This window comes from Paenibacillus sp. 01T442 (assembly GCF_056398345.1).
The window spans coordinates 1-25,608 of record NZ_JBFTPF010000042.1; the positions used below are offsets into that span (position 1 = coordinate 1).

Consider the following 25,608-nt stretch of genomic DNA (forward strand, 5'->3'; position numbering starts at 1 on the left):
GTAGATTTGAACACCTACAACAGAGCTGCAGATTTATTCCAGAAAGCTGGTGTGGAGTAGATTTGAACACCTACAACAGAGCTGCAGATTTATTCCAGAAAGCTGGTGTGGATTTGTCGCCGGAATCTGGCGGCGCTGCAAACCTGTCTTTGGATCCAACGACAACGATGACAGCTTCGTATACAAATTCTCTAACATCTGCGGCAAATACGAAATCTGGATTTACGATCAGCGGTAACTTCTTCACTTCGGGTTCTTTTACTGCGAATCCTCCGATTTGGGGAACAAAAGGGTCGACCAATGCGCAGGAATGGCTGCAGGCAGACTTCGGATCACCGAAAACATTTGACGATATCAAACTATATTTCTATAACGATAAACCGGATGTGTTTTACAGGGAGCCATCCATGTATGTGGTCCAGTACTATAACGACGCAACATCGTCTTGGACGGTTATTCCTAAGCAATATAAATCACAGCTCGTAGCCAACTACAATCATGTTCAATTCCCAACGATTACTGCACAGAAAATAAGGGTATTGATGACTCCAAAACCAGGAGCTAGTGTTGGCGTTAAGGAATTCCAAGTCTTCAATACAGGCGTGATTGCTCCGGAAGCTGTCAATACACCTCCTGTAGTTATTGCTCAACAAGATGCTACGGCGAAAATTCCTTTAAAGGCGAAGCTGATTACGAATATTACGGACGATGGATTACCTTCCGCCACGATTGAAAGTAGTTGGGTGATGAAAAGCGGAGTCGCGGGCGGCCAGGTATCTTTTACGAAAGATGCATCCGGTAATACGTTAGCTTCATTTAACAGACCAGGAAACTACGTGCTGACTATCAATGTCACGGATGGTGAATTGACCACATCTGTTGATGTCACAGTTACTGTAGACGCTCTTCCTAACTCTGTTAACTTAGCTTTACAAGCAACACCTAGCACTTCCTTTGTATCATCTTTTGAAAATCTGAATGCCATTAACGATGGTCGCAGTGATCCTGCCAGTTCAACAAGTAAGGGCAGCGGGGCATATGGTAACTGGAATAGTTCCCCCAAGACGCAATGGGTGGAGTACACTTGGGGAACTCCTGTGAATATTAACAAATCCGACGTATATTGGTGGACGGATAACGGCGGAATCTTGGCGCCTACGGCAAGTAAGCTTGAGTATTGGAACGGCACCGCTTATGTGGATGTTCCGAAGGCCGTCGGTAACGGGGTAGCGCTCAATAAGTATAATACAACAACATTCTCACCAATCACGACGACTAAATTACGGATGACTATAACCAGAGGCACACAATGGACTGGAATCTTGCAATGGAAGGTTTACGCTACGCCGACAATTAGCGTAAAACCGGTGAAGGTAAGCACACTGCACGATGTTCTGCCAGTTCTCCCGCCTAAAGTAACCAAGAATTTCGAGGATGGTTCAACGGTGACTGCAAGTGTAATATGGGATCAAGTGACACCTGCGCAAGTGGTGACACCTGGCAGCTTTACAGTAAAAGGTGTTGTTGACGGAACGAATATCGAAGCTGAAGCAACTGTATTCGTGAGGGTAACGAATGAAGTGACGATTAATAGCATACCAGATGAAAATGTCACTACTTTAGTTGGTCAAACACCTATCCTGCCATCGGTAATCGAAGCTTATTATAACGACGGCTCGATTGATAATATCAACGTGCCAGTGACTTGGGAAACCTATGATCCTAATTTGTTAAACCAAGCCGGAACATTCACTATTCGGGGTACGGTACCTGGTACCTCAGTATTAGCCAAAGTCAATGTTACAGTTATCCCAGGGCCTATTACATCGATTACAAATGCAATTGCTTCAACAATCGCTGGGGTAGCGCCTGTATTGCCGCCAAAAGTGAATGTGGTCTACGATAACGGTTCGAATGCTTCGGTGGACGTCGTATGGAATATAACTCCGGCACAGTATGCGACTCCAGGAACGGTTACAATTGATGGGGCCGTTGCCGGGACCACAATAGCAGCCAAATTGACTTTAACGGTAACAGCTAGAGCAGTTGCTAGCATTGCGCCAGTTAACGTAACGACTAATCCGGGCACAGCTCCAGTACTTCCATCCGTCGTAACAGCAACATATAATGACTCGACGATTGCATCGTTGAATGTTACATGGGATGAGATTGATCCTGCGAAATATGCTGCTGTTGGAACATTTAGTGTAAATGGTACGGTTGCAGGCACGACGGTGAAAGCAGTAGCGAACGTATCCGTTATAGCCGTTCAACCGTTTATTACAAGCATTAGCCCTGTAAGTGTATCAACAACAGCGGGAACTGCCCCGGTATTACCGTCATCTGTAACCGTAACTTATAATGACTCGACAACAGCATCTCTCCAAGTCACATGGGATGCGATTGATCCAGCAAGCTATGCAAGTGCGGGAACAATTAGTGTAAATGGTACGGTTGACGGTACTTCGATCAAAGCCGTGGCCAATATTATTGTAAATCTATTGGATGTCATCACATCCAACTTAATTGGACCTGATGATACTCATCAAGTCGTTTATCCAGGCCAATCGTTTGATATGACCTATGGATTAAGCAACCCGGATCCGATCTTAGTTGGTGGCATTTATGCCGAAGATTTGATCGTTAATTATGATCCGACACAATTACAACTAAGTGCGGTTACTTCGCTGATCGATGGCATTTTTGTGAGCCAAACTGGAACACCGGGGCACATCCGTATCCTCTCGGCGAGTAAAGGGGCAACTCATGCCATTAACAGCAGCAATAGTGGAGCGATCTTGAAGCTGAGTTTCTTGGCAAATCCCACTGCGCAGTCTACGAGCAGCACAGTCTCCTTGTCGGGCGTGGTTGTCTCCGACAGCCATGGCGTAGAGAAACAAGTGCAAGGCGCAACCAGCAGCGCTCAAATTACAGTCGTTGATAAATCGACTTTGACGACGCTGATCGCATCTGCACAAGCCAAGTACGACACGGCTGTGGAAGGAAGCTATCCGGGTCAATATCCAGCCGGATCGAAAGCGGCTTTACAAACGGCGATCGCGACGGCGCAAGCTGTAGTCAATAACGCTACAGCCACACCGGCTCAAGTAAGTCAAGCGGCAATTGATCTGAATACGGCAATTCAGACATTCCTTGCTTCGATTCACGTAGCGCTTCCAGGCGATCTGAACGGCGACAATAAATTCAGCATCGTAGACCTCGCCATTGTTGCAAGTCACTATGGTGAAATCGCAACTGATGCGAACTGGTTGGCAAGTGCGGATATCAATAATGATGGTGTCATTGATATTATCGATCTTGCTGCTGTAGCACATAATATTATTTCGCAGTAAATAAGTAATTGGTTTGGAGGAAGGCGGCCATCGCACGGCGCCTTCCTCCAAATTTATTTTACGAGAGCAGTGGAAAAAGAAGTGAATCGTGGTGCTTTCCAAAAAACGATGGTTTAAAGTCGTTATTTACTTGATGCTGACTATTATGGTGTTATCTAGCTTACTTTTTACCGCAGGCCTATTGTAAATTCCTGATCCTGTCATAGAAAAAGAGGTGAACTGTCTTGAAGAAAAGAGTAGGTTTTGCAATCTTGGTTGCGAGCGTCATTGTAGCTATGACAGTACCTTTTTTTATTATAAAATATCAAAGGCTTCATCGGATTCCTATTTGGCTATTGTCGATGGAGAAGGGATAACGAAAGCAGAGTTTATGGTTTTTTTTTAAGACTCAAAAAGACAAGTTACTTTCCGAAAAGATATTACCGACATAAATACCCAAACAGATTTCTGGAAAATTAAGATTGACGAAGATACTGCAGAAGAGGTGGTAAAGAAGAATACCTTAACTAAGCTTAAAGAACTTAAGATTCAGCTACAAAAAGCAAAGGAGAATAATCTTGCCTTGGATTCAAATGACTTACAAAATGCAAAAGGTGAAATATTGGCGACCTTCGCGGTCTCCACGGTACGTTTACCTTTAACGATGCGGACAACGCATCTAACGTACGCTTTAAGTGGGAGATGGGAGGAGGATCGCTGTATGATGCAGGTTGCTATCCAATCAGCGCTGCAAGGCTGATTTTGAACAAGGAACCATAAGCAGCTCTTTTATCCCCTGCTCATGATTATGTGGATATGATGGCTTCAGGTCTGATCGAGTTTGCAGATGGATTAGCTCTTACTTTTGAATGCGGCATGTGGTAGTCCTTTCGAAACACTTTAGAAATTTATGGAGCGAAGGGGCGGATAGAAGTGCCATTCACTTATTTGTGTGAGGCAGACAGCACGGCCGATTAACGGTACAACCAGAATAGAGACGACTGCGAGACTAAATCAATATGCGCTGCAAATTGATGATTTCGCCTCCAGCATTCATGGAGAACGTCCTCTGCGTTTTCAACCGGAAGATGCCATTCGAAATATGAAAGTCAACGACAGTTGTATGGAGTCTGCGGCTAGAAGAATACGGAACCAGCTGTAACATTTACCTCAATATGTTGGAAAAGGTTGTGGAATTGTGACGGAGCAATTAAAAGCCAAAATGAAGATAGATAAGGATTTCAAGATTGGAGATATTGACAATCGGATTTATGGCTCTTTTATTGAACAGCTTGGACGAGCTGTTTATGGAGGCATATATGAGCCTGGACATGAAACTGCTGATGAGAAAGGCTTCCGTCAAGATGTGATGAAGCTTGTAAAGCAGTTGAAAGTTCCTGTCATTCGCTATCCCGGAGGCAACTTTGTTTCTGGCTATAATTGGGAAGACGGAGTAGGGCCGGTAGAGCAGAGACCAAGAAGACTGGAGCTTGCCTGGAAGACCATAGAAACAAACAGTTTTGGAACGAATGAATTTGTACAATGGGCCAGAGAAGTTAATGCAGATGTTATGATGGCTGTAAATTTAGKGACACGCGGTGTAGATGAAGCACGTAATTTGATCGAGTACTGTAATCATCCGGGTGGGACCTATTGGAGCGATTTGAGAAAATCACACGGATACAAAGATCCGCACAATATTAAAATGTGGTGTCTCGGAAACGAAATGGACGGCCCTTGGCAAATCGGCCAAAAGACGGCTGACGAGTATGGAAGAATAGCATGCGAAACAGCAAAGGTGATGAAGTGGGTGGACCCTTCTATTGAATTAATCGCATGTGGCAGTTCTTTYCGCGCAATGCCGACTTTTGGACAATGGGAAGCAACAGTGCTTGAGCATACCTACGAACACGTAGACTATATTTCACTCCATACCTACTATGGCAATCCGCAAAACGATATTTCCAATTACCTTGCCCGCACGATGGATATGGATCAATTCATCCGATCAGTTATCGCCACTGCAGATTACGTACAAACCAAAAAAGGCAGCAAAAAGAAAATTCATCTTTCTTTTGACGAGTGGAACGTATGGTATCACTCCTTGGAAAGCGACAAAAAAATGTCTCCTTGGCAAATTGCTCCCGCGCAACTAGAAGACACGTATAATTTCGAAGATGCTCTGGTCGTAGGGTGTATGTTGATCACTTTGCTGAAGCATGCAGACCGCGTAAAAATGGCTTGTTTGGCTCAGCTTGTTAATGTGATCGCACCTATAATGACAACGACAGGCGGTCCGAGCTGGTGCCAGACTATCTTTTATCCATTTATGCATGCATCGCTATATGGAAGAGGAACGGCTCTACTTCCACTGGTCTGGTCCCCGGTATATGACAGTAAAGATTTCACGGATGTGCCTTATCTTGAATCTGCAGCAGTATACAATGAGGAACTGGAAGAGCTTACGATCTTTGCTGTTAATCGTGACGAGAAGCGCACGCTTGTTTTGGAATGTGAAATTAGAGAATTTGCAGGCTATAAAGCGATCGAACATATCGTTTTGGAAAATGAAGATTTGAAAGCTGTGAATTCACAAGATAAACCTGATCAAGTAGTTCCGCATAATAACAGAACAGTGCAATTAGACAATGGGCTGTTGACAGCTGAGCTGCCTAAAGTTTCATGGAACGTGATTCGTCTGAAAAAATAGAATTGTTATACTCAACTGCAAAGAGTGTAGGTCGAATGATTGTATTCGACCTGCACTATTCTTATTATATGTATTTAAAAATGATATTCGGAGGCTCTTTTTACATTTTTCTGCTTCGACAATTTTTGCTTTCATGATTTTTTCTGAAGCAGATACCATTCAGCCGGATATGCAGGTGTTTAACAATGAATCGGAAAAGCGTCCGGAGCTTCGCAACATTCAGGACTATCAGACGGGTTCCATTTATGAAACAAGAATTATTATCGATAACCATACTGGAGCTCATTTGGATGCGCCGTTACATATTCTGGAAAATGCGATTGAAAGAGGTTGTCGCAGGCTACTATTTTTTCATCCTTGCTCCTCTGAAATTGAAGGGAATTGAGGCCGCTCCGGCTAGGGCTATCCTGCTTGGATTTTGATTGACTACTTTGGGAGATATAACTATGAACAATTTTGAATTTGAAAATCCAACTCGCATTTTTTTTGGTCAAGGAATGGTTGACCGGCTTAGCGAACAGGTTGAGTCGTACGGCAAGAACATTTTGCTTGTCTATGGKGGAGGCAGTATCAAGCGGAGCGGACTATACGACCGTGTTAGAATATTTGCTGACATTAATAAATTCGCTTCTGCCTAGGATGTAGAATATAGTAAAAGCTGACCGCACACTGGTCAGCTTTTTTTATGTTGCTAATGGGAAGCACGATTAGGTAATTTCCTATAGATGAAATCCCGTTAACCTTATAATGAATCACTATATGACCAGAATATGACCAGTAGCTCATTTAAGGTACAAAACTGAAGAAAATAGCGTTGGAAATAAATGAAAAAAGCCTTGATTATCAAGGCTTTCACGGTATGACCTGTAGTGGGCTCGAACCACTGACCCCTACCCTGTCAAGATAGTGCTCTCCCAGCTGAGCTAACAAGTCGTTTATAGATACAGGTATCAATATACCAAAAAAACGAGAGATTGTCAATTGTTGGGCTGCGTTACTTCCGCCAGAAAAAAATCAGCTTATGCAGGATGGAATAAGGCTTTCGTCTCTTTTTGGACCGCGGAATGAAGGAGAATGGCTCCGATCTGGTCATGGAAGTGAAATTAATGTACCATAATTCAGCGATGTTTCCTAGTATAGCTTTCATCTTGCGTGAATTTATGGTAACTTGAGAACATTAGAGTTTGGGAGGATTAGCTATGACGAAACAACAACATCGTTGGAATTTACGTTTAAAGAGTAGTAATGTGTATTTAGGTACGGTGTACCTTGGCGACCCACTACCTGAAGTGGAAGATGTGATCATGATCGGCGAGAAGAAATATACGATTCTTGAGCTCGGAAGCACGCGCGACGCAAGTGACGTTTTCGTAGAAGAAGTGAAGAAGAAGTAATGGAAATAATCGAAGGAGCAGATCCAAGTGATCAGCTCCTTCTTTTTTTTATGTGATGTGGTATAAGGACGCAAGGCAATCAACGAACATTTTGTTATACTCTTCACGTGTGAGGTCTTTACTGCAAGCGATGTCTCTTCCCAAAAATTGAAACCAAGTAATTTCTGTAAGATTTTTCTTATACACAAACTTGTCATGCTGAATAAGAAAGGTATCATTTTCGAAAAAAGGTACTTTGTCAAATTGCAGGGCTGGTTCGTTTTGCTTTTCGCTCACTAATGTGGCCAGAAGAATTAACATGCGGAAAGGATCGCGGAAAATTTCGTATTGCGTGGTCATGGTTTCAACACTCCTTTTTCGGGTATCCAAGCAAGGTAATCATACTAAAACCAGAGGATTAATTATAGATGTTAGCTTAAACTGGTGAGGAAATTCAAGGGAAATCAGAGGAATTTGAAGGAAATAGAAAAAAGACTGAAGTCACTCTAAGGAGGATCGAGTGATTCAGTCTTTTTTGAGCTTGCTCCTACATCAAAGGATTAGCGTTTGTAGCCGCCTAAAGATTGTTCAGCCATTTGCACTAATCTTTTTGTGATGTTGCCACCGATTGAGCCAGCATCACGTGTTGCCAAATTACCGTTGTAACCAGATGGGGAGAGAGGGACACCAATTTCCTGAGCGACTTCATACTTCATTTGATCAAGTGCTGCCTTTGCTTCTTGTACGACTAAAGTGTTTGATCTGTTAGCCATTCAAAATCATCTCCTTTTTATTGGTACACCAGTATTATTTGAATGTTCAGAATATTTATTCGCTGAAATTAAAAAAAATTTTAGTATGTAAAATCAATAAACCCCCAACTGTGAAGTTGAGGGGGATATTTGATCATGTATGATAACGGTTACATTATTCTTCGGATTGTTCTGCTTCTTCCTCTGCAGCAGCTGCTTCTTCAATCGCTTCAGCGATTACTTCTTCAGCCTCTTGACTTACCACTTCTTCAGTGGATTCAGCAGAGTTTTCTTCTTGCTCATTTTGTTGTACTACTTCTTCTTCTTGGCTCATTTTTGTCACCTCCTCTGATACGTATAGTAACATTGTAGCACTTCTAATAGGTTATACAAGTAGGTTGAGAGCGAATCTATCAGATTTAATGTAGTCTTAATAGTTTTGTCATTCTATAGCGGAATTGTCATGCAAAATAAGTCGAATACAAGGAGAAAACCCGCTATTTTAGAGGGTTTCAGCTTGTATGCATGTTTTATTTTGCTATGAATATAAATGAGGCTAAGCAACAATATTTAATGTTTTACTATGCTGAGTTTCTATGAAAACTCATAGGAGGAATCCGAATGAATCGGTCGGATGTTATTTTAGAGCTACAACTTGTACCGGAATTGTTGAAACAAGCGGAAGCCATTTATGTCGATGCCGTATCTGAATTGAATTGGGCAAAGCATATGCTTCTAACGAAGGAGTATGAAGTCATTGGTGAAGGGCTCGTAACAGGAAAGAATGAGCTGCAGCGGCAGGCGGAATTATGGCCATACACGAAAGAGTTGCAAAAACAGGTTCTACAGATGGAAGACGCGGTTGAGCATACGAAGGTGGAATTTCACTTTTACAAACGAAAATTAGAAAACCTACAAATCATCGCTAAGCTCATGACTATTTTATAATCTCATTTAAAACGAACATGGAAGAGGATGCCTGTAATCGAAAGATTGCAGGTTTTTTGCCTTTTCAAAGGAGGAATTAGAAAATTTGTTAGTTGTTATGTGGTTATCGTGAKGGGCAGTTGTGCATCCTAAGGGTAGAATATACCAATGTGAAGTATTACAGGAGGATTGTACATAATGAAAACAGTTCAAATGATAATGACAGCAAGCTTGGGTCTCGTGATAGTGACAGGGTGCCAATCAGTTCGAAGTACCTCAGTATCAGAAGCCACCACATCGCCGGAAACGATTCGTGTAGCGCTCATAGGATCTAATAACCAATCAGTAGGTTCTGCGCAATTAACCGCTGTAAGAGACGGTGTACAGATCGATGTAGAAGTCAGCGGACTTTCTCCTGGCCTTCATGGTCTGCACATTCATGAGAAGGCTATATGTGAAGCACCAACGTTTGATTCGGCAGGAGTGCATTTCAATCCACATATGAAGGAGCATGGCTTCCTTAATCCGAAGGGTGCACATGCCGGTGATTTGCCAAATCTCATTGTAGATGCACAAGGTAATGGACGATTTAGCAGTGTTACGAAAGCCGTCGTCTTAGAAAAGGATAAGCCTAACTCGCTATTTAAACCGGGCGGAACTAGTTTAGTTATTCATGAGAAAGCAGATGACTTGAAAACAGATCCTTCTGGCAATTCGGGTAAGCGTATTGCATGCGGTGCTGTGAAATAAGGGAAGGAAGGGTTTCGACAACATGATCAAAACACAGGATCTCAAGCTGCAAATGGATGAATTAACCAAACAAAATGATATGGTACTCATTGAATTAGAGCAAGTCAAAAAAATGTTGATCTCAAGTGCGCAAGGCTCACAAGACAGCCAGGGGCAGCAGCAAGCTTCCTCTAGCGATGGAACTGCTGCGTCAAACAACTCGACACAAGATACGTCCCAGGGTCAAGGCCAAGGTCAAGGTCAAAGTCAAAGTCAAGGTCAAGGTCAATCACAAGCTCAAGGCCAACCACAGGGTCAGAATCAGAACCAAGGTCAAAATCAAGGTCAAAATATGAAATCAGACCAAGGAAATTCGAATAATCAGCAAGTGACTGATTTGGCGAATGAACTTTTGAAAATTAAAGATTTAGTCGTGAAACTGGAACAAAAAACGTCCCAGTACGTCAGCAGTCAATCGAATGGCTCGCTAACGGAAAAGGATGCGGTGAATCTCATTTTGACATTAATGAATGGGATGGTTGACTGGGCGAGCGAATTTGTCTCGTCTAAGGCTTCTTCCAATGGACAAGTGCAGTAACATTATCCCATGTAAAAAAAGCAAAAAAGGCTGAGTCTCTCAGCCTTTTTACTATGCCTATAAAATAAAAAATTAGGACTGTACAACGTTGGCTTGTAAATTCATTTGTTTGGCGCAATACTCGATAATTTCGCTACGTCTGACAATTCCAATGAATTTGTCGGAATCATCGACGACAGGTACGAAGTTTTGTGCTTTTGCCAAATCAATCAGGTCAACCATCTCGGCATGAATATGAACGGGTTTATTTTTAACACGTAAAGGAACCTCTTCAAGTACATGGCGATGAGCGTTCTCAAAGCCGATATGCGCTGCATTCTTGAGAAACCAAAGTAAATCTCCTTCCGTAACGGTTCCTACATAATGACCATCATCAGAAAGGATCGGAACAGCGGTATATCGATGATACTCCATGCGCTCCAACGTTTGACGAAGGGTTGCTTGTGGAGTCGCGGTAATGACCTCGGATTTAGGTAACAGGAAAAAAGCGATATTCATCAGTCACACTCCTTACATAAGAATCAATGTGTCTAGTATAGCAAACTTTGCGCATAGAATCTAAACCTGTGATGGATGCTAGTAGTGAGGTGAATGGAAATGAATCGAGCATTGACTACAGCTGTGATCGGTATTGGAGCCGCTCAAGCCATCAAATTACCATTAACGTATATGTTCAGTAAAAAATGGGATTGGTCACAATTGGTTCAAACTGGTGGTATGCCAAGTTCGCATTCTTCTGGCGTTACGGCACTCGCTACCTACATTGGGATGAAAAGAGGCTTCTCAGCCATAGATTTCGCGGTGAGCTCCATATTCGGCGCTGTCGTCATGTATGATGCGATGGGCATTCGTAGATCCGCTGGCGAAATCGCAGTAGAAGTGAATGATTTAGACGAAAAGGTGGAGCGGATTGCCCAGCAACACCCGGGGATCTATCACGCCAGAAGAAGGAAAGCGCTAAAGGAACGATTAGGTCATTTACCACGGGAAGTTGCAGCTGGTGCTCTGTTAGGATTTGCGATTGGTGCTTGCAGCTACTTATTGGAACGAAAGTAAAATGTGTAATCACTCATGTGGACAACTTTTTCGGAATGGGATAAGATCAAGAAACGATCTTAGAGAGGAAGATGCCCACATGAAAACTATTCGTGTTACAACAATGGATCAATTGAAAGCTTGTTTTGCTGTGCGATTTAACGTATTTGTGGATGAACAGCAAGTACCCGCACATCTTGAGATGGATGAAAAGGACGAGTCTCCTGAAGCCTGCCATCATTTGCTCATCATGGATGGTGAAGCTCCGATTGCGACTTCCAGATGGTATGAATACCAAGAAGCAACAGCCAAATTGCAACGTGTCGCTGTCTTGAAAGAGTATAGAGGAAGATCCCTTGGGAAACAACTCATACATGCTATGGAACAACAGGCTCTCGAGCTTGGTTGCAAATATGCAATTCTAGATGCGCAATGTCAAGCAGAAGGCTTTTACAGTCAGTTAGGCTATACGGTGATCTCCGATGAGCCTTTCTATGATGCCGGAATTTTGCATGTCAGAATGAAGAAAACTCTTTAACTTACAGCTGAATTGTCATTCCCATTGGTCATATTAACGGCAAGTGGGAAAGTAAGAATAAATCGTGTCCCTATACCGAGCTCACTCTCTACTTCTAATGTACCTTGATGATCCTGAACGATTTTATAGCAAATCGATAATCCCAAACCTGTACCCGTTTCTTTGGTTGTAAAGAAGGGATGGAAAATCTTGTCGAGTTGATCACTCGGTATGCCAGGACCATTATCCGCAATGACTAAAGTCGCGTTCTTCTGATCGCGGCTTAATTTCATGTGGATGGAACCGTTTGATTCCATGGCTTCGCAAGCATTCTTCATCATGTTTAACAAGAGTTGTATCATTTTATCTTGATCCATAAGCATGTGAACGGCATAGGTTGACTCATGAAAATGGATCTCATGTCCCGAGCTGGTCGCTTCGGACTCAATGAGCGAAATAACTTTGAGCACGCATTCATTCAACGAATGGGTTTGAAAGACAGTTTGGTGTGGTTTGGAGAATTGAAGGAACTCACCAGTTAAATCACTCATCCGATCAATCTCATCCATGATGAGTCCATACCAATTTTCAATATTGTAATCGCTTGCTTTTGATAATTGCAGAAAACCTTTAACCGTTGTTAAGGGATTTCGAATCTCATGAGCCATACCAGAAGCTAGTTCACCGACGACACGTAGTTTCTCTGAGCGCTGCATTTGCTCTTCACGTTTTAACCAAGATTCACGTTTCTTCATAAATAGATTATGCTCCGCGTGCAAAATAAGATCATCTTTCGTCAACGCGTCTTGAGGAAAGATGGCAATACCATATGTATTTTGGATCCCAGTAAGCTTAGGGAGTTCAGAATCAAGCTTCTGCTGATAGGAGGCTGTTGTCAGAAAATCTTTGTTAAGCGGCATAACGACAGCGAATTCATCGCCGCCATATCGCGAGATAAATAGTGCTTCTTTGAATAGGATTTGAAGGAGATCAGCCATTTGCTTTAGCACGAAATTACCAGCTTGAAATCCGCCAGAGGTATTCATTGCCTTCAGATCCGTGCAGTCGATAAGAAACAGCACAAGGGGTTGATGAAGTTTGATTTGCTGCTCGAGTCTTCGATGACATTCTTCATAATTATAGAGACCAGTAAGGGAGTCTTTTTGCGTTAATAAATGTCGCTCATTGCGGATACGTTCCAATTTGCCACTGCGGAGATGGATGGTTCGCGTTAGCCAAGTGACGGCAGCAAAGTCGAGGATACTCATGAATCCAAACATGGATTCCCTAGATGCCGAATGCGTGATGAAATTAACCGTAGATAAATAAATGATCATAGCGCTTACGGAAAATCCCCATGCTCTCCACGTATTTTCTTCCTTGAAGGAATAATGTGAAAGCGTTAATAAATATAAAGGATAGCATAAGGCAGATTGTCCAAGTGCGTGAAGAGAACCAATGAGGAGTAGTTGAAGATAAGGCATAGCCGGGTGTGAAGAGTGGAATCGAACGGATAAGACAAATAGACAAACAGCTAGAAGAAACAAAGGGATATTCAAGTCCGAGTGCAGATAAATCGTATATAGGCCATACAAGATTACATACACAAAATAAAACCCATTGATATTCACCGTATCAGCTCCCGATTGGAAATTTCCTCCGTTCATACACTCTTGTGACATGTTCTATGCTTGTCATAAAATCCCTGCTGTTCACGAAAAAAAAATGAAAAATGAAGGGGGGAATTATCGAAAGAAGCCCTGAGAAAATGAATTCTCAAGGCTTCAGTTTGCAGCAAGATCAATCGGAGATCTCGATGATTTCATGTTTGTGGATAAAGGTCATGGGACCTGTTTGACCAATGAATTCTGTCATGTGATCGTCATAGTGCATCAAATATATGAGTTTCTGAATATCCTCTGGAAGGGTAAGTAGTTCTTCCAATGTTGTGTGAACATATCCAGGTCCGTTTAATTGACAATCGTGAAAAATGGTGTGACAATTTCTTGTATGGGCAACTTCGTTGATGAGAAAGTCTTTATTAAATTGCAAATCAGCACTATAGAATGTCCGGTGATTAATGAACATCGAATAGTTAAGTTTCTGGGCAATGTGCAAGGTAGGGATGATTTCAATTGTTAGCTCTGGAGATAGTTGATAAGGTACTCTTTCCTGTAGAAAAACCAGTTCGAAATAGTCCTGAAGCTGATGGAAGTCATCCTCCGGATTATAGAGTCCGCCTTTCAAACTATTTTCCCAAAGAACTTCAGCTAATGCCTMTGTAACATAAAGCGTCACACGTTTGCGGTTATATTGATAGAATAAACGAAAGGCTACTTCTTCAAGGCCGCCTATATGATCAGCATGAATATGTGAAATAAGAATTCCATCAATTTGATCGAGCTCTATCGCAATCTCGCTAAGTGATTTAGGCACTGTGGGTCCACAATCAATAAGAATAGTGGCATCGGTAGTTCGAATTACTGCACTTGTATTGTAATACAATTTGGAAAAGGCACTGCCGGTTCCCAACATTTGAATTTGCAAACTCATTCAGTGTCCTCCAATTTTCGACAAAATCCATCTTTTTCTAATGTAACATGGGAGGTTGCTGTCTTTCAACCACTATATATAGAATTAAAGAAACAGTAAAGTGAAAGTAAACAAATAGAAGGTGTTGATTTCATAATGATTGGGTTACTTGTTAGTAGTATTCTTTTGCTGATTGTGCTTGGTGTTGTTGGGCTTTCAACCTACGTGGGGTGGCAATTAACGCATCCTAAACGGAAGATTGTGGATGATACCGCAGAGAATTATAACTTGCACCGAAAGGATGTCTCATTCCCAAGCCGAACAGAGGGGGTGCTGTTAGATGGCTGGTACTTGGAATCGCCCAAAGCGCCGTCCTTACCTGAAACCAAGACAGTCATCATGTCACATGGTTATGCGGGTACACGTCTAGAAAAAGGTCTTCCAGCCTTGTCATTGGCTCAAGTACTTGTGAATGCAGGCTATCATGTTCTGATGTTTGATTTTCGGAATTCAGGACGGTCAGAAGGGAAAACAACCACAATTGGCTTCCTAGAGAAGGAAGACATCCTTGGCGCTATCGATTGGGTACAGACCTATGCTAGCAAACCAACGGAAATAATATTACTTGGATTTTCGATGGGAGGCACGTCGTCGATCTTAGCTGCTGCGGAGGCGAAAGATGTGGCAGGTGTCATTACGGACAGCGCATTTAGTCAATTACTTCCTTATCTCAAAGAAAACTTGCCGGTGTGGTCAAAGCTTCCACGCTACCCTTTTACCCCGTTGATTCTATTTATTTTGCCAAAATTGATTGGCGTGAATCCACATGCTGTTGATGCATTAGCTGCCGTTGACCGGATTGTGCCAAGGCCTATCTTGTTCATTCACAGTAAAGACGATCAAGCTATCCCTTATACCAATAGTTCCCAGATGTACAAGCGTCATCCAGAGGATTTTGAGCTATGGATTACAGAGAAAGCAGGGCATGTCGGTACCTTTCAGCTAGAATCAGAAGCATATATTAAGCGTGTACTGAATTTTATTGCAAAATGTTAAATTCATCGCAACTCTTCCTAAACATCGGCGTATAAAGATGCAGACAGACAGATGACTAACGAGGTTGGAGGTTAAAGAGAGATGAAAGTTCAGCGCATTTTTACGTTGATGGTTGTGTTCTTTGTTTTAAGTACGGCTGCGGTGGTAGCCTCATCGATATGGGGGGATTATAAAGGGTATAGTATCGCTAGATTAGTCGTAAACAATCAAACGAAGGAATTCGCAGATTCCGATGTTCCGCCGCTTATTGTGGATGGCAAGACGGTACTTCCATTACGTGCAATGAGCGATGCTCTACAGTCCCTTCTCAGATGGGATGATTCGAGTAAAACAGCTTATTTGTTCAAGCCMAATGTACATATGTTCTTTACAACGGAAGTTCGTAAAGATTCGGCGATCGTCCCTTTCGGCGTTGTTGAACGAGGGAAACAAGCGGATTTTATCGTGTTCGCACAGGTAGATAACTTGAAAACAGGCATTAATTCCGTTCGCGTTTCCATTGTTTCTCCAAGTGGAAAAAGTGTAATTACACCTGTCGAGAAATCAATCTCCGATTCCAAAGAATCGTTCTGGTTGAAGGTTCCTGTCTATGGTGTTTCATTCGATGAAGCGGGTACCTATGTTGTTAAGTTTGCTATGCAGCAAAATGGAAGCAGTGAGTACTCTGTCGTTTCGGAAAAGCAAATTCAATCGGAGTAAAGCAAGCAGGGATTATCTGGTTTGACCTCTTAATATGAAAATGTTAGGATATTTAAGTAACTTATTACTTAATGAAATGAGGTTCTGCCTGTGAGCGATGAGAAGCATGTGCACGGCCCGGACTGTGACCACGATCACGACGAGCAAGGGGAAGACGTTTTTATCGTTACGGACGAGAACGGTGTAGAACATGAAATGGTCATGGTATATACCTTCCAATCTCAGGAGCAAGCGTATGCTGTTTTACTCGATCGTAATGATCCTGAAGCAGACGGCGTGATTTTCCGTGTTGAAGAAGAGGACGAAGATGCATTCCTCGTTAACATTGAAGATGAAGAAGAGTGGGAACGTGTAGTAACGATTTACAATGAAATCGTGGCTCAAGAAGGCGAAGAATAAGAGCTATACATAAGAACCCCCTAGCAGAGTGATCTGTTAGGGGGTTTCTGTTTGTGTTCATTCATTTTCTAGGATTGAAATACATGATTCTACCGTTAAATAGATGAAGTTCAGCTTTCAGAAGTTTGCCCAAATATTTGCAGAATTCATTGCCTTTGCTCTTGTCACCATGTGTGGCATTGTCAGGTAATACGAATTGCACGAACTGGCGCTCTTGCTCCTGGTTTTGTTCAGAACCGACCCCAACCACGATCGTATGATATAAAGCGTTGGTGCCTTTCAAATAAAACCATTTGCCTTCGCCTTCCGGCTTCGTCTCAATCGTATAAGGGAATCCGGCTTCGTCATACTCCCAACCAAGCTGTTTGGCTGTCAGGCTAAGTTGATCCCGATAATGCAGCAGCTTGTCCTTGATTTCATCCAAGGTAAGTGCCGCGACAGCGGATCCTGTTACGAATTTAATATAAGCGCTTTGAGCCATTCCTTGATCACCTCATTCGCAAAACATCACCCATATCATAGCATCATGTAAACGGTTTTACAATATATCCCTCAGGGTAGAGAGCTTAGAAGATGGCTTGTGTTTCTACGATCACTTTCACCTGTTGGACACTACGGTCTTCAGGCCCTTTAACAGGTAATCCGACCTCTACATGCTCAACGATATAATCAATTAGCTCCTGTGTAATAACTTCACCAGGGAGCAAGATCGGAATGCCGGGCGGGTACACATAGATGAATTCAGCAATGATACGATCGGCAGAGTCTTTAAAAGGAAGGATTTCCGTTTCTCCATAGAAAGCATCACGTGGTGTCAATGTCAATTGTGGGATCGCAKGAACCTTGATGACAACTTCTTTAACTTCGGCAACATCATCATTGATGTGAGATAACTCTCGCAAAGCCGTTAATAGAATGTCTACATTCTCTGGTGTGTCTCCTGGTGTGAAAAGACAGAGGATGTTGTACATGTCACTCATCTCGACTTCGATATTGTAGTGATCTCGCAGCCAATTCTCTACTTCAAAGCCCGTGACACCTAGCTTACGAACGTGTACGCAGATTTTGGTAGGATCATAAGCGTAAGTGGCTTCATCCCCGAGAATTTCTTCCCCGAAGCAATAGAGGTTCGGAATCTCGTTGATTTGCTTGCGCGCGTAGTGAGCAAGCTGAATCGTGCGTTCTGCCATTTCACGTCCGTTCAGAGCAAGGTGACGGCGAGAGGTATCTAACGAACCTAGTAAAATATACGAAGTCGACGTCGTAGTCAGCATCGAAATGATCGTCTGAATACGTTTCGGATTCACACGATTTCCTTTTACATTGAGGACGGAGCTTTGCGTCATGGAACCACCAAGCTTATGTACACTTGTAGCCGCCATATCAGCACCAGCATCCATAGCGGACATCGGCAGTTTCTCGTGGAAATGAATAAGGACACCGTGCGCTTCATCTACAAGTACGGGCATATTGTAGCTGTGTACGAGATCTACGATTTCCTTAAGGTTCGTACATACACCATAATAGGTAGGATTAATGACAAGCACGGCTTTCGCATCCGGATGCTTTTCGAGTGCACGGCGAACAGAACGAGTCGGAATGCCGTGATCAATTCCTAGATTTTTATCACGAGCAGGTTGAATGAAAACAGGCTTAGCTCCAACGAAAATAATTGCGGCTAGTACGGATTTATGGACATTCCGCGGCACGATAATTTTATCGCCTTCGGAACAAACGGTCATAATCATTGTCATAATCGCTCCGCTCGTGCCTTGCACAGAGAAGAACGTGTGATCCGCGCCAAACGCATGCGCAGCCAGCTTCTGAGCTTCTTCAATAACGCCCATCGGCTGATGAAGATCATCTAGCGGTGCTATATTGATGAGGTCGATGGAAAGGGCATTATCGCCTATGAAAGCACGAAACTCCGGGTCCATGCCGACTCCTTTTTTATGGCCAGGAATGTGAAACTGAATTGGATTTCTTTCCGCATGCGCAAGCAATGCAGAGAACAGGGGTGTACGGGTATGATCCACCTGATTATCGCTTCCCTTCTATCGTGGATTGCTTGTTCAAAAGTTGCAACAAACAAAATGAGTATATCAAACTAGAGATTTGATGCAAGTTAATTTTTTCAAAATAGTTTGCACAAAATGGGGTCAAACTAACACGGAGAAGTATAAATAGGCAAATAAAAGGAGAAATCGGATGATTTGGATGCGGAAATGGCGGGATAATCGGCTTTTCTCACCATTTGTGATGGAATTGTTAATTATTATGTTCGTCGTAGAATTTGTAAAGGGAGCCTTGCTTTTAACTGTTTTGCCGGTTTACATGACTACATCGCTCGGTGCTTCTGCATTTGTTATCGGATGGACGTTGGCTGCGCAATATATTGGCGATAATGTATTACGTACACCTGTGGGATGGATTATTGATCGGCTAGGATATCGTGTAACTATGCTAACAGGTGTGTTGTTGACTTTCCTTTCCGTTATTATCATGGCAATCACAACCCAATATCTGTGGATGATCGTTGGTTGTGCACTACTCGGATTTGGGACAGCCCCATTGTGGCCATGTGTTATTACAGGAACGACTGAAGTAGCAGGGGATGAGGGGAAAGCGACGATCATGAGCGTCGTTTATATGGCATGGCTGTCTGGGGTAGGGCTTGGTCCTGTGGCGATTAACTTCTTCGTTGGTGAAAATAACTATGCCTTTGCATTCAAGCTGCTTATCGGCTGTATGAGGGTAGTCGTGCTGGTCGCGCTCATGCTTCCACGCAAACAGAAGGTAGCTAACACGGCTCGTGGTTTAGGGGAGGAACAGGTTGCCCTCAAGCTGCATCACGTACAAAAGCCTACTTGGTTACATCGAGTATCTACCTATTTAAGCGAGGTTCGGAAATCGATGTCGATAAGCCCTCTGATGTTTCCGGCTATGTTTGCTCAGACATTTGCGCTAGGGATATTAACGCCGATTCTTACGCTCTATGCCAAAGAAGTATTGATGCTATCTTCCTTTCAATACAGCCTATTTTTGGTCGCTGGAGGTGCGGTTACCGTTATATTTCTGATTCCAATGGGCAAAATGGTAGACCGCTTAGGGATTCGCCCGTTTTTACTTATCGGGTTTACACTTAGTGCAGCAGCCTTACTTCTTTTCACTTACGTGAAATCCATGAGCATGCTGTACATCTTAGTGGCGCTGCTTGGTGTAGGTTATGCTTTCATTATTCCTTCTTGGAATGCGTTGATTGCTTCTGCCATTCCGCCTGAGAAAAGAGGGGCAGTTTGGGGGTTTTTCCTCACGATTGAAGGATGTGGGATGATAGTAGGCCCTATTGTGTCGGGTAAGCTTTGGGACGTATATGGATATCATGCGCCATTCCTTACGAGTGGATTTGTACTTATCTTGTTACTTGTTCTTCAAATGTTCATTTCCATCCCCAAAAAAGGTATGGTACGATAAGGAAAAAGAATTGGTTTGGAGGCTTAATGCATCATGAATAAACAGATTGGAATCATCATGTTGTTGCTGATGACGATCTTTATTGGTTTCGGAATTATCATTCCAGTGTTGCCAGAAGTCGTGACTGGAGCGGGAGCGAAGTTTCATAACGCCGTACTCTTGTCGGTGTACTCGGCAGCTTCCTTCTTAATGTCTCCTATCTGGGGAGGCTTATCGGATCGTATTGGGCGTAGACCGATAATTCTAATCGGACTGCTGGGCTTTAGTGTGAGTTTCTTAATTTTCGGCTTCGCCAATGATCATTTATGGATCATGTATGTATCCCGTATTCTAGGCGGCTTATTCTCAGGCGCGGCGACAGCTTGTGCTGTAGCTTATGTAGCAGATATTACAACGGCAGAGAATCGGACCAAAGGTATGGGCATGGTTGGGATGTCGATTGGGCTAGGCTTTATTTTCGGACCAGCACTTGGCGGAATTGTTAGCAAATGGGGAACGTACACGCCATTCTTTGTAGCTGCTGCGCTTTCATTTGCTTCATTCCTCTTAGCGGCTGTGATACTTAAAGAATCCTTGACATCGGACAAACGCAGATCTTCGAAAGAAAAAGCGCCTTCGCGCTGGACTGCTTTCGATGGTGCTTCTAAGTACTTGTACGTATTGTCATTCTTCGTGTCGTTCACGTTGGCAGGACTTGAAGCAACGCTTCAGTATTATCAAATGGACAAAATCGGCGCTACGCCGTTTGACATCGGCATGATGTTCCTCGCGAGCGGCATCGTCGGCGCCTTGATCCAGGGCGGCGTCGTACGCCGCCTCGTGAAACAAGGTGCCGAACAGCTCGTTATCGGCATCGGTTTATTGCTTTCAGCAGCTGGCTTCTTCCTGCTGCTGTACTCCAGCAGCGTCGTAACCGCTGCGATTTACTTGTCGGTCTTCGGCGCAGGCAACGCGCTGATCAGACCGTGTGTGACGTCGCTGATTACGCAGCGTACGAAGGTTGGACAAGGCGTCGCGACAGGCCTCAGCTCCTCCATGGACAGCCTGGGCCGCATAGCAGGCCCGCTCCTTGGCGGAGCGGTGTTCGCGATCGCCCATTCGCTGCCGTTCATCATCGGCGGCGTGCTTTGTCTAGCTGCGATCTTACTGCTGCAGCGCTTCATTATGGTTGATCGCCAAACTACCGCGCAACGAGCGGTTTAGCTGTACACAGAAAAGCTGCACATCCATTTCTCCGGAAGGAGAGGGGGTGCAGCTTTTTGTTTGCAACAGCACGCTATCGTGGCGACAGACCATACAAAATGAACTTAATCGTATAGTCAATTTCTTTCTCTTCATCCCAGTCCGCATCAGGGACAAGAAGAAAACGAGCAATGAGAAAGCCGACTATCGTGGAAACGATCAGACGCATTGTAGTTGGCGCAGGGAGTTCAATGATTTGCCCCTGCTTTTGGAAATGCCGAATGGCTTTATAAGCTTTCTCCAGCACCAGAACGGCCACTGTTTCTTTAAATTGTTCGCGAAGCTCGTTGTGGAACGGGATTTCATGCATGAAGATTTTGATGACTGGAAAGTGCCTGCGCGCAAATTCTAAGCGATTCACAATAATTGCACGTAGGAATTGCTCGACATCGGGATAATCCGCTTCCAAAACCTTCGTAAAATCTTTAACCGCAAATGGTGCAATGAGCTTGGACATCATCGGTGCTACGATCGAGAGGAGCAGCTCTTTTTTTGTTTTGTAATGACGGAAGATCGTGCCTTCAGCGACGCCAGCTTTCTGTGCAATCTCACTTGTAGAGGAGCCTGCAAAACCTTTCTCAGAGAAAATCTCCACAGCCGCTTGAACAATCTTAATCTGTTTATCGGTCATTTTATCTTCTTCGTCGTTCAGACGCAGCAGTTCAGTTAACCATGGCTCGATCTCGGACATTGCATTCACCTCTTTCTCCGTTCTAGACATCCATCCATTATATCTTACGATGCTTCTTTAATGCCACAATATTCAAGATCATAAAGACGAGTGTAAAGGCTGCAAGTACAAGCACATCAAGCCAGATGCGATCCCAGCCTGCGCCGCGAATCATAATATTCCGCAGAGCGTCAGCGCCATAGTACAGCGGCATCAAATGACCAATCCAGCGTAGGTAGACAGACATTGTATCCAAGCTGAACAAACCGGAGAAGAAGACCTGAGGCACAATGATGAGCGGGATGAACTGAATCATTTGGAACTCATTGTTCGCGAAGGCAGAAATCAAGGTTCCCAAGGAGAGCGCAGCCRGAGCCAGCAACAGGGTAATCAGCAGCACATACCAGAAGGATCCTACCATCATCAAGCCGAGAACGCTCGTTGCAAACCAAGCAATAAGTGTCGCTTGCAAGGTAGTGAAGATTCCAAAACCAAGGATGTACCCCACAACGATCTCCCATCGACGCAAAGGTGTAGCGAGCAATCGTTMCAAGGTCCCGCCTGTACGTTCTCTCAAGAAGGACACACCTGACAGTAGGAAGACGAAAAAGAAAACGAAAAATCCAATAAGTACCGGTCCGAAATTGTCAAAAGCGGCCATATCAGCGGCACCGTGTAAATACGATATCGTTGGCGCAAGTACGGATGCGGTGCCAGTCGGGGCTGAGCTTTGYAGTGACTTTTGCAGCAGGAAGAGAACAGCTTTGTTCTTGCTTGGATCACTGCCTTCCAGGGTTAATTGCGGTGTAGTTCCATTCATGACTAGCACAGCGTCTAAGTTGACATGATMCAGTTCTATTTGCGCTTCTTCTGCCGAGTAGACAGTAACCTCCGCGTTCAAATCCTGCAGCTTCTGAATAAGCGGGGCAGGAACATTTACGGCGCCAAGCTTGGGCACATAGGTGTTGCCATTGAAAACTAAGGACATCATGAACAAAATGAGCATAGGAGCTACCAGCATCATCATGAGAGTTCGTTTATCATGGAAAAATTGACGAAGAATGCGTATAACAATGGCCCGAATTCTCATGCGTGAGCACCTCCATAAATTAAGAATGCTTCTTCGATCGTGGAGGAAGAGGTAGCGTGTTTTAACTCCTCTGGCGTACCTATGGCGGTGAGGCTTCCGTCTCGAATCATACCGAGTTGATGGCACTTGTCTGCTTCATCCATTACATGTGTGGTCAGAAGAATGGTAGTTCCATTCAGACTTAGATTCATGAGCTCCTGCCAGATCGATTTGCGTAACACAGGGTCAATCCCTACGGTAGGTTCATCGAGAATAAGGATGCTTGGCTCGTGGAGCAAGGAAATGGCAAGCGATAACCGTCGCTTCATGCCCCCCGAATAGTTGCTGACTTGTTTCTTCAAATGATCGCTCAAATCAACGAGCTCCATGACAGCTTGAATGCGCTGCTTACATTTGGCTCCTTTGAGGCCATATAAGGCTGCGAAAAAAGCCAGGTTCTCCTGCGCCGTCAATTCGGTATATAAGGCATCTGATTGCGCCATATAGCCGATTTGGGAGAGCATAGCTAGCTGTGGCATCTTCTGGCCAAGTACGGTCACCTGACCGGTTGTAGGGGCATCAATGCCTGCGATCATGCGGACCAGTGTTGTTTTACCCGAACCAGAAGGACCTAGTAGTCCAAAAATCTGTGCGCGAGGAACTGCAAGCGTAATGTCCTTCAGAACCGTTTTCTCACCAAATTGCTTGCTGACTCTTTGCACTTGAATCGATGTGGCGGATGTCATGGTCTGCACCTCTTTCAATAAATAATAAAGTGAGTAATCACTCATTTTTGATTCTAAACCCATCATACGATAAATTTATGCAGTTGAGAAGTGAGTAATCACTCATTTTTTAAAGTGAGGTGCTAATACTGAAAAAGAGGCATTCCATAGAATGCCCCTCCTGTTAACGCCAAACTACTTTTTCGCTTTTGGTTCCATTTTGTGATCAACCCACTTCTCAATCGAGGGTGTTAATTGATCCTTAATCGATACCACTAGCTTGTCTTTGGAAATGCCTTTCGCTTGCGCAATTTCAGCCAAAGACTTACCTGCATGCAGTTGTGCACGGAGTTCGTCTTTACTCATGCCTAGCGATTTTGCGAGCTTTTCAGTGTCGGGCTTTAAGCCGAACTTATGTTTGCCATGCCCAGGATGGTGAGCTAGCAGGTTCTTCTCATTGAGAATGAACTTCAAATGCTCGCCGAGCTTTTGCTTCATGTGCTCGCCTTGGTCAGCAGTCAGCTTGCCATCTTTCACTGCGGTTTCAATCTTCGTCGTCCGAAGTTGTTGCAGCTTCGCAGTCAGATCGGCTTCCGAGATGCCTTTTTCAGCGGCGACCTCCACAATGCTTTTCCCGCTCTTCAGCGACTTGAAGAGAACTTCTTTGTCGACACCGATAACCGTTGCGGATTCTTCAATAATCGGCCATTTCCGTTTATGGTGTCCGCTTTGACCAGTCTCATCTGACTGTTGCAACGTAACGGTTGGCTGATCTTCTGAATCAGGGTTCTGTGCGACAGCAGAGAGGCTGCCACCCAAGATACAGGTGAGTGCGATGGAGCTTATGAGCATCTTCCTAATGTTTGTTGCTTCCATGGGATTCGAGGCCTCCTTTCCTGTTTATTGGGAATTACAGGATTTAGTCTGCGCAGGAAAGCCGYGTTTTAGTTGAAAGCAACCTTAATTTAATATAAATTTTTCGTGAAATTAGAGCGATGGTGTGTCGACAGCAAGTTTGTACAACGGAATCAGCTTCTCAAAGGTTTGTTCGATTAAAAGTTCCAACTCAGCAGGTTTTGCTAACACGGGGTCATCGAAACGGAGGTTTCGACCGATGAGCAGCTCTGCTTTTTTGACATCACGGAAGCGAATTAAGGCTTCGTTCCAGCCTGTAGTGTCGAGTTGAGACACGGAAATCGTATCTTTTTTCATATGATCAAAAGAAAGTAGGAAATCTGTTGGAATTTCGGCTTGAATCTGCTTCAAATTGTTCATGTAAGTCGTAGCGATATTGCCTTTGTTCGGCAGCTCATAAATGAGTGCAAGCCAGATGAAAACTCGATCATCGAAAAGACCGACCTGGAAGTGAGGTACTTGCTTGTAGCCGCGTTTGTTAGGACAGATAGCCATCCAGGTGTCGACAGGAGGATTGATCTTACGTCGTAAGTGTTTGGCAATATGGAGGAACATTTCGGTTCCCGATTGGACAGATAATTCGGTTGCCAATACATCGCCAAGGGCTTTGAATTTAGGTTGAATTCGCTCGCGAATGGCGGCCATTCGTCCGTCTAATCCCTCGATGGCGAAGGTATCGAAATCGTGTTGTGTAAATCCTGTAAAACTCATTATGGAAGTTCCTCATTTCACATGCATGTTTTTCAACTATTCTAAAGCAATTTCGACCAACTCGCAATGAATCAAGTGCATTGTTTGGTTAGCTTTTATAGGTCAATAGAGGGAAATTGTCGAAACAAGGAGGTAAATTAAGG

Annotated in this window: 29 protein-coding genes, 1 tRNA gene and 1 pseudogene; 17 read left to right on the forward strand and 14 right to left on the reverse strand. The window is 43.8% G+C overall.

Going from position 1 to position 25,608, the window contains the following annotated elements; translation table 11 throughout:
- Nucleotides 1-62 precede the first annotated feature (62 nt).
- The 6 genes and pseudogenes from AC1DLM_RS24060 to AC1DLM_RS24085 all read left to right on the forward strand — a co-directional run.
- Complete coding sequence (locus AC1DLM_RS24060) at nucleotides 63-3,353, forward strand: Ig-like domain-containing protein (RefSeq protein WP_477571391.1); 3,291 nt, start codon at nucleotides 63-65, stop codon at nucleotides 3,351-3,353.
- Between the two features lie 91 nt (nucleotides 3,354-3,444).
- Nucleotides 3,445-3,540 (forward strand): stressosome-associated protein Prli42, encoded by a 96-nt coding sequence (gene prli42, locus AC1DLM_RS24065; protein ID WP_441989125.1) that lies wholly within the window; start codon nucleotides 3,445-3,447, stop codon nucleotides 3,538-3,540.
- Nucleotides 3,541-3,953: 413 nt separating this feature from the next.
- Nucleotides 3,954-4,112 (forward strand): Gfo/Idh/MocA family protein, encoded by a 159-nt coding sequence (locus AC1DLM_RS24070; RefSeq protein ID WP_477571415.1) that lies wholly within the window; start codon nucleotides 3,954-3,956, stop codon nucleotides 4,110-4,112.
- 442 nt (nucleotides 4,113-4,554) lie between these two features.
- On the forward strand, nucleotides 4,555-6,042 hold the full coding sequence (gene arfA, locus AC1DLM_RS24075) for an arabinosylfuranosidase ArfA (RefSeq protein ID WP_477571416.1): 1,488 nt from the start codon (nucleotides 4,555-4,557) through the stop codon (nucleotides 6,040-6,042).
- A gap of 245 nt (nucleotides 6,043-6,287) precedes the next feature.
- The gene (locus tag AC1DLM_RS24080; protein ID WP_441989045.1) at nucleotides 6,288-6,464 is read left to right on the forward strand and encodes a hypothetical protein; all 177 of its coding nucleotides are present in this window, start codon (nucleotides 6,288-6,290) and stop codon (nucleotides 6,462-6,464) included.
- A 24-nt stretch (nucleotides 6,465-6,488) separates the two neighbouring features.
- Nucleotides 6,489-6,641 (forward strand): annotated as a pseudogene (locus tag AC1DLM_RS24085) (NADH-dependent alcohol dehydrogenase); the annotation flags it as partial.
- Nucleotides 6,642-6,902: 261 nt separating this feature from the next.
- Here AC1DLM_RS24085 and AC1DLM_RS24090 read toward each other — a convergent pair.
- Nucleotides 6,903-6,975: transfer RNA gene (locus tag AC1DLM_RS24090), tRNA-Val, on the reverse strand.
- Nucleotides 6,976-7,241: 266 nt separating this feature from the next.
- On the opposite strand from AC1DLM_RS24090, the gene AC1DLM_RS24095 reads away from it, so the two are divergent.
- The gene (locus tag AC1DLM_RS24095; protein WP_028558119.1) at nucleotides 7,242-7,436 is read left to right on the forward strand and encodes a hypothetical protein; all 195 of its coding nucleotides are present in this window, start codon (nucleotides 7,242-7,244) and stop codon (nucleotides 7,434-7,436) included.
- A 48-nt stretch (nucleotides 7,437-7,484) separates the two neighbouring features.
- Here the strand turns inward: AC1DLM_RS24095 and AC1DLM_RS24100 are convergent, their stop codons facing one another.
- The 3 genes from AC1DLM_RS24100 to AC1DLM_RS24110 form a co-directional block, all read right to left on the reverse strand.
- A complete protein-coding gene (locus AC1DLM_RS24100; protein WP_236287618.1) occupies nucleotides 7,485-7,775 on the reverse strand; it encodes a hypothetical protein in 291 nt (96 codons plus the stop codon).
- A 200-nt stretch (nucleotides 7,776-7,975) separates the two neighbouring features.
- A complete protein-coding gene (locus AC1DLM_RS24105; RefSeq protein ID WP_056612568.1) occupies nucleotides 7,976-8,188 on the reverse strand; it encodes an alpha/beta-type small acid-soluble spore protein in 213 nt (70 codons plus the stop codon).
- 154 nt (nucleotides 8,189-8,342) lie between these two features.
- The gene (locus tag AC1DLM_RS24110) at nucleotides 8,343-8,501 is read right to left on the reverse strand and encodes a hypothetical protein (protein ID WP_171635404.1); all 159 of its coding nucleotides are present in this window, start codon (nucleotides 8,499-8,501) and stop codon (nucleotides 8,343-8,345) included.
- 287 nt (nucleotides 8,502-8,788) lie between these two features.
- Here AC1DLM_RS24110 and AC1DLM_RS24115 point away from each other — a divergent pair, with 287 nt between their 5' ends.
- The 3 genes from AC1DLM_RS24115 (at nucleotide 8,789) to AC1DLM_RS24125 (ending at nucleotide 10,421) form a co-directional block, all read left to right on the forward strand.
- Nucleotides 8,789-9,115 (forward strand): hypothetical protein, encoded by a 327-nt coding sequence (locus tag AC1DLM_RS24115; protein ID WP_056612566.1) that lies wholly within the window; start codon nucleotides 8,789-8,791, stop codon nucleotides 9,113-9,115.
- A 177-nt stretch (nucleotides 9,116-9,292) separates the two neighbouring features.
- Nucleotides 9,293-9,844: a superoxide dismutase family protein gene (locus tag AC1DLM_RS24120; RefSeq protein ID WP_441989046.1), complete on the forward strand. Its 552-nt coding sequence runs from the start codon at nucleotides 9,293-9,295 to the stop codon at nucleotides 9,842-9,844.
- Between the two features lie 22 nt (nucleotides 9,845-9,866).
- A complete protein-coding gene (locus AC1DLM_RS24125; protein WP_441989047.1) occupies nucleotides 9,867-10,421 on the forward strand; it encodes a hypothetical protein in 555 nt (184 codons plus the stop codon).
- 72 nt (nucleotides 10,422-10,493) lie between these two features.
- Here the strand turns inward: AC1DLM_RS24125 and AC1DLM_RS24130 are convergent, their stop codons facing one another.
- Nucleotides 10,494-10,919, reverse strand: a complete 426-nt coding sequence (locus tag AC1DLM_RS24130) for a CBS domain-containing protein (RefSeq protein WP_441989048.1) — start codon at nucleotides 10,917-10,919, stop codon at nucleotides 10,494-10,496.
- Nucleotides 10,920-11,018: 99 nt separating this feature from the next.
- Here AC1DLM_RS24130 and AC1DLM_RS24135 point away from each other — a divergent pair, with 99 nt between their 5' ends.
- Nucleotides 11,019-11,477 (forward strand): divergent PAP2 family protein, encoded by a 459-nt coding sequence (locus tag AC1DLM_RS24135; protein WP_441989049.1) that lies wholly within the window; start codon nucleotides 11,019-11,021, stop codon nucleotides 11,475-11,477.
- A 79-nt stretch (nucleotides 11,478-11,556) separates the two neighbouring features.
- Complete coding sequence (locus AC1DLM_RS24140) at nucleotides 11,557-11,994, forward strand: GNAT family N-acetyltransferase (RefSeq protein ID WP_477571392.1); 438 nt, start codon at nucleotides 11,557-11,559, stop codon at nucleotides 11,992-11,994.
- On the opposite strand, the gene AC1DLM_RS24145 is transcribed toward AC1DLM_RS24140, so the two are convergent.
- A complete protein-coding gene (locus AC1DLM_RS24145) occupies nucleotides 11,991-13,604 on the reverse strand; it encodes an ATP-binding protein (RefSeq protein WP_477571393.1) in 1,614 nt (537 codons plus the stop codon). The genes AC1DLM_RS24140 and AC1DLM_RS24145 overlap by 4 nt on opposite strands.
- Before the next feature lie 169 nt (nucleotides 13,605-13,773).
- Nucleotides 13,774-14,526 carry an MBL fold metallo-hydrolase gene (locus AC1DLM_RS24150; RefSeq protein WP_477571394.1) on the reverse strand — a complete coding sequence of 251 codons (753 nt, stop codon included), beginning with the start codon at nucleotides 14,524-14,526 and terminating at the stop codon, nucleotides 13,774-13,776.
- A gap of 135 nt (nucleotides 14,527-14,661) precedes the next feature.
- Here AC1DLM_RS24150 and AC1DLM_RS24155 point away from each other — a divergent pair, with 135 nt between their 5' ends.
- The 3 genes from AC1DLM_RS24155 (at nucleotide 14,662) to AC1DLM_RS24165 (ending at nucleotide 16,659) form a co-directional block, all read left to right on the forward strand.
- Nucleotides 14,662-15,561: an alpha/beta hydrolase gene (locus tag AC1DLM_RS24155; protein ID WP_477571395.1), complete on the forward strand. Its 900-nt coding sequence runs from the start codon at nucleotides 14,662-14,664 to the stop codon at nucleotides 15,559-15,561.
- Nucleotides 15,562-15,642: 81 nt separating this feature from the next.
- The gene (locus AC1DLM_RS24160) at nucleotides 15,643-16,260 is read left to right on the forward strand and encodes a stalk domain-containing protein (RefSeq protein WP_441989054.1); all 618 of its coding nucleotides are present in this window, start codon (nucleotides 15,643-15,645) and stop codon (nucleotides 16,258-16,260) included.
- 90 nt (nucleotides 16,261-16,350) lie between these two features.
- Nucleotides 16,351-16,659: a DUF1292 domain-containing protein gene (locus tag AC1DLM_RS24165; protein WP_171635424.1), complete on the forward strand. Its 309-nt coding sequence runs from the start codon at nucleotides 16,351-16,353 to the stop codon at nucleotides 16,657-16,659.
- A gap of 61 nt (nucleotides 16,660-16,720) precedes the next feature.
- Here AC1DLM_RS24165 and AC1DLM_RS24170 read toward each other — a convergent pair whose 3' ends face one another.
- Complete coding sequence (locus AC1DLM_RS24170) at nucleotides 16,721-17,140, reverse strand: DUF1885 family protein (protein ID WP_171635426.1); 420 nt, start codon at nucleotides 17,138-17,140, stop codon at nucleotides 16,721-16,723.
- Nucleotides 17,141-17,225: 85 nt separating this feature from the next.
- On the reverse strand, nucleotides 17,226-18,695 hold the full coding sequence (locus AC1DLM_RS24175; RefSeq protein WP_477571396.1) for an aminotransferase class I/II-fold pyridoxal phosphate-dependent enzyme: 1,470 nt from the start codon (nucleotides 18,693-18,695) through the stop codon (nucleotides 17,226-17,228).
- A gap of 172 nt (nucleotides 18,696-18,867) precedes the next feature.
- Between AC1DLM_RS24175 and AC1DLM_RS24180 the strand changes: the two genes are divergently transcribed.
- Complete coding sequence (locus tag AC1DLM_RS24180; protein ID WP_477571397.1) at nucleotides 18,868-20,133, forward strand: MFS transporter; 1,266 nt, start codon at nucleotides 18,868-18,870, stop codon at nucleotides 20,131-20,133.
- A gap of 33 nt (nucleotides 20,134-20,166) precedes the next feature.
- The gene (locus AC1DLM_RS24185) at nucleotides 20,167-21,336 is read left to right on the forward strand and encodes an MFS transporter (protein ID WP_441989057.1); all 1,170 of its coding nucleotides are present in this window, start codon (nucleotides 20,167-20,169) and stop codon (nucleotides 21,334-21,336) included.
- A gap of 73 nt (nucleotides 21,337-21,409) precedes the next feature.
- On the opposite strand, the gene AC1DLM_RS24190 is transcribed toward AC1DLM_RS24185, so the two are convergent.
- The 5 genes from AC1DLM_RS24190 to AC1DLM_RS24210 form a co-directional block, all read right to left on the reverse strand.
- Nucleotides 21,410-22,066 (reverse strand): TetR/AcrR family transcriptional regulator, encoded by a 657-nt coding sequence (locus AC1DLM_RS24190; protein ID WP_477571398.1) that lies wholly within the window; start codon nucleotides 22,064-22,066, stop codon nucleotides 21,410-21,412.
- Nucleotides 22,067-22,103: 37 nt separating this feature from the next.
- Nucleotides 22,104-23,135 carry an ABC transporter permease gene (locus tag AC1DLM_RS24195; protein WP_477571399.1) on the reverse strand — a complete coding sequence of 344 codons (1,032 nt, stop codon included), beginning with the start codon at nucleotides 23,133-23,135 and terminating at the stop codon, nucleotides 22,104-22,106.
- Entirely contained in the window at nucleotides 23,132-23,860 is a 729-nt protein-coding gene (locus tag AC1DLM_RS24200) for an ABC transporter ATP-binding protein (protein ID WP_477571400.1), read from the reverse strand. The genes AC1DLM_RS24195 and AC1DLM_RS24200 overlap by 4 nt, the downstream gene beginning before the upstream one ends.
- Nucleotides 23,861-24,034: 174 nt before the next feature.
- Complete coding sequence (locus AC1DLM_RS24205; RefSeq protein WP_477571401.1) at nucleotides 24,035-24,715, reverse strand: hypothetical protein; 681 nt, start codon at nucleotides 24,713-24,715, stop codon at nucleotides 24,035-24,037.
- 111 nt (nucleotides 24,716-24,826) lie between these two features.
- The gene (locus AC1DLM_RS24210) at nucleotides 24,827-25,465 is read right to left on the reverse strand and encodes a DUF1054 domain-containing protein (RefSeq protein WP_477571402.1); all 639 of its coding nucleotides are present in this window, start codon (nucleotides 25,463-25,465) and stop codon (nucleotides 24,827-24,829) included.
- Nucleotides 25,466-25,608 lie beyond the last annotated feature (143 nt).

Bases quoted from the DNA above. Each gene is read 5' to 3' on its own strand.
- AC1DLM_RS24080 (WP_441989045.1), top strand. From the start codon at position 6,288: ATGAAACAAGAATTATTATCGATAACCATACTGGAGCTCATTTGGATG.
- AC1DLM_RS24095 (WP_028558119.1), top strand. From the start codon at position 7,242: ATGACGAAACAACAACATCGTTGGAATTTACGTTTAAAGAGTAGTAAT.
- AC1DLM_RS24100 (WP_236287618.1), bottom strand. From the start codon at position 7,775: ATGACCACGCAATACGAAATTTTCCGCGATCCTTTCCGCATGTTAATT.
- AC1DLM_RS24105 (WP_056612568.1), bottom strand. From the start codon at position 8,188: ATGGCTAACAGATCAAACACTTTAGTCGTACAAGAAGCAAAGGCAGCA.
- AC1DLM_RS24110 (WP_171635404.1), bottom strand. From the start codon at position 8,501: ATGAGCCAAGAAGAAGAAGTAGTACAACAAAATGAGCAAGAAGAAAAC.
- AC1DLM_RS24115 (WP_056612566.1), top strand. From the start codon at position 8,789: ATGAATCGGTCGGATGTTATTTTAGAGCTACAACTTGTACCGGAATTG.
- AC1DLM_RS24120 (WP_441989046.1), top strand. From the start codon at position 9,293: ATGAAAACAGTTCAAATGATAATGACAGCAAGCTTGGGTCTCGTGATA.
- AC1DLM_RS24125 (WP_441989047.1), top strand. From the start codon at position 9,867: ATGATCAAAACACAGGATCTCAAGCTGCAAATGGATGAATTAACCAAA.
- AC1DLM_RS24130 (WP_441989048.1), bottom strand. From the start codon at position 10,919: ATGAATATCGCTTTTTTCCTGTTACCTAAATCCGAGGTCATTACCGCG.
- AC1DLM_RS24135 (WP_441989049.1), top strand. From the start codon at position 11,019: ATGAATCGAGCATTGACTACAGCTGTGATCGGTATTGGAGCCGCTCAA.
- AC1DLM_RS24140 (WP_477571392.1), top strand. From the start codon at position 11,557: ATGAAAACTATTCGTGTTACAACAATGGATCAATTGAAAGCTTGTTTT.
- AC1DLM_RS24155 (WP_477571395.1), top strand. From the start codon at position 14,662: ATGATTGGGTTACTTGTTAGTAGTATTCTTTTGCTGATTGTGCTTGGT.
- AC1DLM_RS24170 (WP_171635426.1), bottom strand. From the start codon at position 17,140: ATGGCTCAAAGCGCTTATATTAAATTCGTAACAGGATCCGCTGTCGCG.
- AC1DLM_RS24180 (WP_477571397.1), top strand. From the start codon at position 18,868: ATGATTTGGATGCGGAAATGGCGGGATAATCGGCTTTTCTCACCATTT.
- AC1DLM_RS24185 (WP_441989057.1), top strand. From the start codon at position 20,167: ATGAATAAACAGATTGGAATCATCATGTTGTTGCTGATGACGATCTTT.
- AC1DLM_RS24190 (WP_477571398.1), bottom strand. From the start codon at position 22,066: ATGTCCGAGATCGAGCCATGGTTAACTGAACTGCTGCGTCTGAACGAC.
- AC1DLM_RS24200 (WP_477571400.1), bottom strand. From the start codon at position 23,860: ATGACATCCGCCACATCGATTCAAGTGCAAAGAGTCAGCAAGCAATTT.
- AC1DLM_RS24205 (WP_477571401.1), bottom strand. From the start codon at position 24,715: ATGGAAGCAACAAACATTAGGAAGATGCTCATAAGCTCCATCGCACTC.
- AC1DLM_RS24210 (WP_477571402.1), bottom strand. From the start codon at position 25,465: ATGAGTTTTACAGGATTTACACAACACGATTTCGATACCTTCGCCATC.